This window comes from Cellulophaga baltica (assembly GCF_900102165.1).
Taxonomy (GTDB): domain Bacteria; phylum Bacteroidota; class Bacteroidia; order Flavobacteriales; family Flavobacteriaceae; genus Cellulophaga; species Cellulophaga baltica.
The window spans coordinates 56,982-63,565 of record NZ_FNBD01000001.1 but is presented as its reverse complement, the minus strand read 5'-3'; the positions used below and the strand labels follow the sequence as shown (position 1 = coordinate 63,565).

At 34.0% G+C, this 6,584-nt stretch carries 7 protein-coding genes; 5 read left to right on the top strand and 2 right to left on the bottom strand.

Features of this window, described 5'->3' with window-relative positions:
• Window positions 1-72: 72 nt before the first annotated feature.
• Window positions 73-384 (top strand): PA3715 family protein, encoded by a 312-nt coding sequence (locus BLQ19_RS00280; protein ID WP_074537052.1) that lies wholly within the window; start codon window positions 73-75, stop codon window positions 382-384.
• A gap of 14 nt (window positions 385-398) precedes the next feature.
• Window positions 399-1,073: a hypothetical protein gene (locus BLQ19_RS00275; RefSeq protein ID WP_034664594.1), complete on the top strand. Its 675-nt coding sequence runs from the start codon at window positions 399-401 to the stop codon at window positions 1,071-1,073.
• Between the two features lie 20 nt (window positions 1,074-1,093).
• On the opposite strand, the gene BLQ19_RS00270 is transcribed toward BLQ19_RS00275, so the two are convergent.
• The gene (locus BLQ19_RS00270) at window positions 1,094-2,047 is read right to left on the bottom strand and encodes a hypothetical protein (protein ID WP_074537051.1); all 954 of its coding nucleotides are present in this window, start codon (window positions 2,045-2,047) and stop codon (window positions 1,094-1,096) included.
• A gap of 150 nt (window positions 2,048-2,197) precedes the next feature.
• Between BLQ19_RS00270 and BLQ19_RS00265 the strand changes: the two genes are divergently transcribed.
• From BLQ19_RS00265 to BLQ19_RS00255, 3 genes are all read left to right on the top strand, one after another.
• The gene (locus tag BLQ19_RS00265; RefSeq protein ID WP_139150182.1) at window positions 2,198-2,566 is read left to right on the top strand and encodes a hypothetical protein; all 369 of its coding nucleotides are present in this window, start codon (window positions 2,198-2,200) and stop codon (window positions 2,564-2,566) included.
• A gap of 140 nt (window positions 2,567-2,706) precedes the next feature.
• Window positions 2,707-3,210, top strand: coding sequence for a hypothetical protein (locus BLQ19_RS00260; RefSeq protein WP_139150181.1), 504 nt, complete (start codon window positions 2,707-2,709; stop codon window positions 3,208-3,210).
• A 369-nt stretch (window positions 3,211-3,579) separates the two neighbouring features.
• The gene (locus BLQ19_RS00255) at window positions 3,580-5,970 is read left to right on the top strand and encodes a transglycosylase domain-containing protein (RefSeq protein ID WP_074537049.1); all 2,391 of its coding nucleotides are present in this window, start codon (window positions 3,580-3,582) and stop codon (window positions 5,968-5,970) included.
• A gap of 6 nt (window positions 5,971-5,976) precedes the next feature.
• Here the strand turns inward: BLQ19_RS00255 and BLQ19_RS00250 are convergent, their stop codons facing one another.
• On the bottom strand, window positions 5,977-6,582 hold the full coding sequence (locus BLQ19_RS00250; RefSeq protein WP_025615835.1) for a zinc ribbon domain-containing protein: 606 nt from the start codon (window positions 6,580-6,582) through the stop codon (window positions 5,977-5,979).
• Between the last annotated feature and the right edge of the window lie 2 nt (window positions 6,583-6,584).

Genomic DNA, 6,584 nt, shown 5'->3' with positions numbered 1-6,584 from the left:
TATTTTGTGAGACTTTTTATTTTCAAAGCGGAGCTTTGAGGGATCAACGCAGTTCATCCGGTATTCGTGAAAATGTTGAATATAGGTTTAATGCTTGCTTGCGTATTTTTTGATGAAAATAATACCCTAAAACAGGTTTTGAAAAATTTTGAAATGCCGTACTTTGTTGGTGAAGTGGACTCAGAATGCGAAACAGACCTAAGTGGCGTTGAAAAATTGTTAATCCTTAAGGAGACAAAAACAAATGGCTATTTTGATATAGTAGTTAAAAGCATTGTGAAAACAACAACTAGAAAAGAAGCTTCAAACGGTGATTGCGTAGAAGACGAAAAGATTACAAATCAGGATCAAGTATTGAAGTTTAAAAACGGTAAATACCAATAAAATAATAGTTAATAATGATGAAAATTCAATATGCAATCTTACTCTTAATTTTAGTGTTCTCAGCGCCTGCAATAGGCCAAGAAGCGCATAAAGTGCCGCTTACGGAGTATATCCGGGAAATTCAAATTTGGAAAAAGGATGGAGAGAACATGACCTTATCTTTTTGGCTTCCTAGAAGTTATTGGAGAATTGCTTTGGCAGATAATCCAGCAATACCTGAGGATATGGTACATCTTATTTTAGAGACACTCGATGATTATATTTTTGTTTGTGCATTAGATGTAGATATACATCTTGATGGCTCTCTAACCTTTGCTTCAGAAGAAACGATAAGAAATTCAATAACTGTAAAAATAAACGAAGGTGAACCACAACAACCAATTCCAGAAAATCAATTGGATATCTCGGTGCGCTCAATTTCAGAAACTATGAAGCCAATGTTTGAAAACATGATGGGACAATTTGGAGCGGGTATGAGTTTTTATTTTTTTGAAAATAAAGATGAAAACGGTAAGCTGTTGGTAGATGAATACAAAGAAGGTGAGTTTATGATTTATCACTCTAATAAAGAATTTGAGTATGCGCTACCGCTAACTACTTTACTGCCTCCAAAAAACTGTCCTGTTGATAATGCTGCAATGAAAGGGAACTGGAGCTATTGTCCATTTCACGGAAACACACTCGATTAGAATTCTTGAAAAGACCTAAATTATGCTTTTAAAAACTGAATTAAATACGCAATTAAAAAACTTATCATAAGCCCTATATTTACTTTTGCTAAATCTTTAATAATAAGGGTATACGTTGTTTTAAGTTGTTTTTTCTCTAAAAGATATTTTATCGCAATTTCTCTACCTGCCAAAATACCTACGAAAGTCCAAGTGGTACTCATAGGAACATCATTTAAAATAGTAAATAGGTAAAGTAATACACCGTAGCAAGCATCAATAATTGTTGCAGAACGGATGTGCTGCGTGTTTGATTTCTGATTTACAATCTTTTGTATGTTTCCTCCTTTTACATTAAAGATGTAGGCCATGATGCTTAAAATAACAATAAGGGCTATCCCTAATTCGGAAATAGTTAATTGGCGAGGTAAGAAGACAAAAATATTTGCAAAGTCTTGTATTAACCATTGTGACCATAAGAAACCGGTAGAAAACCATTGCGCAACTAGCCAATAAGGTTTCTGCTTCTTTTTATCCATCAACCGGATAGCAGCTTTAGATTCAAATTTCTTAGCAATAATTAGGTAGAGTACCAATGCCGCTACAAAAGCTAAGACATATCCGAAAATAGATTTGAGAATCATTTTTTCTATGAGTTGTCCAGAGGAAAATACACTTAAAATCATGAAAGTAGTACTTACCGGAATTCCAAAGCGTGTAATAATTAATAAACTTAAAGGAGCTAGAAGATACCACCATGGTAGCGGATTAGGCAGTGGTATTTGTGATAGACGACCATAGGAAACATCGCCATTATTAAAATACCAACCAAAAAATAAGGTCAGTGTTAAAATGGTACCGGCAAAAGCCCATAGGAACCACCATTTGGTTTTGCTATTTGATGAAATAAAAGTGCCTAATGTTTGTATGACATCATTAGCAATAACAGAATAGGCTGCAATAAAAAAACCTAAACATACTATAAGTTCATTCATTTAATATAGGAATTAAAATAATATCTTTTTTAAAAAATCGCGTAAAATTAGATGAATAATTGTTGCGTTAAAGGAATTATAAAAAATATTGTGGATGAAATATTAATGTACCTTTGTACTCTTGTAAATACATTAAATTTATCTTTTTAGATGCGCAAGATGTTGTGGTTTAGAAGTTTATTATTTCTACTGTTATGTAGCAGTTTTCAAGGGTCTTATGCGGCTGTTAAAATCGAGGCGAAGCATGACAATTTAGATGTGGCTGTTATTCTTGATCAAACTGCCGTGCAAGATAGGTTTACGATCAATGTAGATGCACTAAATGTTCTTTGGGAAAATACGACTTCTTCCAATCCAGATAGCACGGTAAATTTACATATTGGCTCTTCTTTCAATCCATTAGAGAATTTATGTATTTGCAAAAATCAAATCGCTTTATTATATATTTCTTCTGGCGGTTTTATAGATCTTAATTTTGATACGCATCAGATTGCTTATCATTTTCATTCCTTTCCTTAGTTTTTAAATGATTTTTACGGACTAGCACCACGAGAGTTGTTGCTGGTATTTTATGAGGGCATTAAATTAAACTGTATTGAAGAACATATACAATGGTTTAAGAGCTCTTTTCTATCATCATTTTAAAAACAAAAAATAGTATGGATACTTCATTTATGACCATATGTCTCGTTTTAGTAGGCATAATTTTTATACCCTTCTTTTTATTTAACATGTCAGGAAAGTCTGCCTCTAAAAAAGTTAAAGAAGCAGCAAAAGCATTAAGCACAAAAAATAAATTAACAATCTCTCAAAGTGAACTTTGGGGAAATTCCTATATTGGAATTGATGAAAAAGAACAAAAAATAGTGTTCTTAAAATTCTCAGAAAATGAAATTTATGAGCGTGTTGTAGCCATTTCTTCTATAAAAGATTGTATGATCTTAGAGCAAAGAAAATTTTTTAAAGTAAAAAATAAAAAAGATTCGCATTTAGAAAAACTGGATTTGAAAATAACGTTGAAATCGGGTCAGCCTTTTGAACTTAATTTTTATGATGAAACGCTTAACTATTCAGAAGATTTTGAGGTTAAAAGAATTGAGAAATGGAAATCACTGATCAATGAGTTCCTTACAGTAGACGAAAAGGCGAAGCAAGTTGCTTAACCTGTTTATTGTTTCTAACTTCTTAGTACGCCTATAATTTTTTTAATAAAAACCTTAATACTCTTCAGCGGAAGTTTGAAGAATTAGCTTAGATAGGTATTCTATCTTGATGGTAGTTTTAAGTGGAGTAAATTCTACTTATAATCAGCGTACGTTTTTTAATTTGTTATTCACTAAAACCATTGTTGCTTAAACAATGGTTTTTTTTTAGGTAAAGAACTTTTGTTAAGACAATTTTTGTAAATTCCATCATTATTTTAAATGCCCTAAGCATATGAATAATAGTATTTTATACTATTTGTTTGTTGGTATCTAAAAATAGTTAATTTTGCGCGCTCAATTTTTTTAGTGTGGCAGCTAATAAGGCTTATGGAAAAAATTACAACCTTGAAAAACACAATAGTTACTAAAGCTAAAACAGTATTCAAGTTTGCGCGTAAACATCCTTTTAAAAGTTTTTTTTATCTAATAGGACTAGGCTTTCTATTCGGATTGGTATTCTTGCTTTTAGTATATTTTGGAGCCTTCGGCAAATTACCAACGAAGGAGTATCTGAGGCAATTAGAAAATCCAGTGACGTCTACAATTTATGCTTCCAATAATGAACCCATAGGATACTACTTTCTTCAAAATAGATCTAACGCAGATAGCACTCAAATTTCTAAGCATTTAAAAGAAGCTTTGGTTGCAACAGAAGATAGTCGTTTTTACACGCATGGCGGGATAGATTATAAAAGTTATGGTCGTGTGTTTGTAAAGTCAATAGTACTTGGGCAGAATGCAGGTGGTGGGAGTACGGTTACGCAGCAGGTAGCTAAAAATATATTCGGGAGACAAAAGCAGTTTTTTCTTTCTACCCCTATTAATAAAATTAGAGAGCTATTTATTGCTAGACGCTTGGAAAGCATTTACAGTAAAGATGAAATATTATTACTGTATTTTAATACCGTTTCTTTTGGAGAGAATATATATGGAATTGAAAAAGCGGCGTATCGTTTTTTTAATAAACCTCCGGAGAAACTTAGTTTAGAGGAATGTGCTACTTTAGTGGGGGTATTAAAAGCACCATCTTACTACAATCCTAGAATAAATCCTGAAAGAGCAACCAATCGTAGAAATGTTGTGTTAAGCCAAATGGCAAAATATGGCTATATCACTGAGGCAGAAAAAGAAGCTGCTAAAAAGCCCTTGGTTTTAGATTATCAATTGCCTAAAAAAACATCTTCTTTCTCTTCTTATTTTAAAGATGTCGTAGCGGAAGAATTTGCTGCGTGGGCCGCAGAAAATCCTGCAGAAGATGGCCATATTTATGATCTGGAGGCAGATGGTTTAAGTGTTTATACGACTTTAAATACAAGCATTCAGGAATATGCAGAAAAAGCATTGAACCGTCAAATTGAAAGCTTGCAAAAATTGATGGATCAATATTGGGATACTGCCACTATAGAAGGAGGTAAGGAAGCCTTACTTCAACAAATTACAGCTGAAACTAAAGAAGTAAAAAGATTAAAAGCAGAAGGGAAGAGCGAAGAAGAAATCTCATCTTTTATCACTAAAAAGAAAAAACGAAACTATTGGGAAGTAGGTAAAGGCTACGAAGAGAAGATGATGTCTCTAGAAGATTCTATAGCGAAAAGTATCAACAGATTGCATGCGAGTTTATTCGTTATGAGTAGTACTTCAGGTAGAATTATGGGCTATGTTGGTGGTATTGACTATGGTTTTAGTCAGACGGATAATATCCGTACTCCGCGCCAAGTTGGTTCTACGTTTAAACCTATTACTTATTTAGCAGCTCTAGAGTCAGGCCAGGATGTTTGTAGCTACTATAACAATAATTTGGTAACCTACGCTGAATATGAAGATTGGCAGCCTAGAAACGCTTCTGGAGGCTATGGCGGTAGTTATAGTATGCATGGAGCATTGGCAAATTCTGTAAATACCGTTTCTGTAAACATACAGCTAAAAGCAGGGGTTAACCGTGTTATTGAGCAGGCTAAAAAGATGGGTATTGAAACGAGACTTCCAGAAGTGCCTTCTATTGTATTGGGTACCGCAGACATTAGTCTTTTAGAAATGGTTACTGCTTATGCAAGTATTTCTAACGGAGGTAATAGAATTAAACCGTATGCTATAGAACGAATAATTAATGAAGAAGGTGTTGTTATATATGAAGCTAAACCAATGTATCAAGAGCGCGTAGCAGGCTATACACATGTGAAACAACTTCAAAAAATGATGGAGGGGGTAGTGCAACACGGTACAGGTTTGCGCTTAACGGGCTACGGTATTCCGTATAACTTAATTGGTAAAACGGGAACTACACAAAATAATGGTGATGGCTGGTTTATAGGTGCATCGCCAGAACTTGTTATAGGTGCTTGGGTTGGTACTTATGATAAGCGAGTGCAATTTTCAACAACCAGAATGGGGTCTGGTTCCAATACTGCTTTACCAATGGTAGCTTCTGTCTTTAGAGATTTGAGTACTTGGAAAAGGCCTATACTTACTAATTTTAAGTATGATTTTGATCATTTTCCTTGTCCGCCATATTTAGAAATGAATGCTAAAGAGGCTTTTGAATTTGCAAAAGCAGATACTTTGTACTTACAGAATCTTAGAATTCAAGATTCCTTAAAAATATTATCACAGCTTCCGGTGCCTATAGATTCTTTACAAGGTATTGTTCCGGCTGCCATAAAAACAGACTCAACGGCTTTAGACAGCATAGCCACTACTTTACTAGATATCTTAAAGTAGAAGTGGTTACTCTCTATTTATATCAAAGATTTTACCGCTAGAATACATGGCGGTAATTTCTTGCTTAGAAAAGCCATAGACTACATCTGGGTAATTCTCAGGTTTATCTATTTTATAAATGCGTGAAGCTTTGCTGATTTCAAAATCGTTTAAAGCAATAAAGACGCTATCTGTATCTACTTCTATGACCTTCATGGTAGAAAATTGCTTGTTAGCAACTCTATATTCGTAAATGTCTCCTGCCATGGGTTGGTTTAGATATTCTTGTTCTAATTTCTTATTATTCTGACTAGCAAAGCCAGCAAAAACTAGAACGAAAAGTGCTATAAACATTCCAGAGAATTGCCAAATGGGACCTTTTACTTCCTTTTTTATTTTTTGATATTCGTGTTTTAAATGCTCTGGCATCTCACTAGAACGTAAGGCCTGCTTGCAATTTTTGCAATGCGAAGCTCCAGACTTCCCTAATGGGAAAATCGGAATCCAAAAAATGTGTGCGTGCTTTCTATATACACTGATGAGTAAAGATCCTTTTTCTTCGCAATTAGGACAAATAGGCGTTGTCTTTTGAACGGAATGTAAATGTGCAGAACGGGTACCGTAAATTATCATGA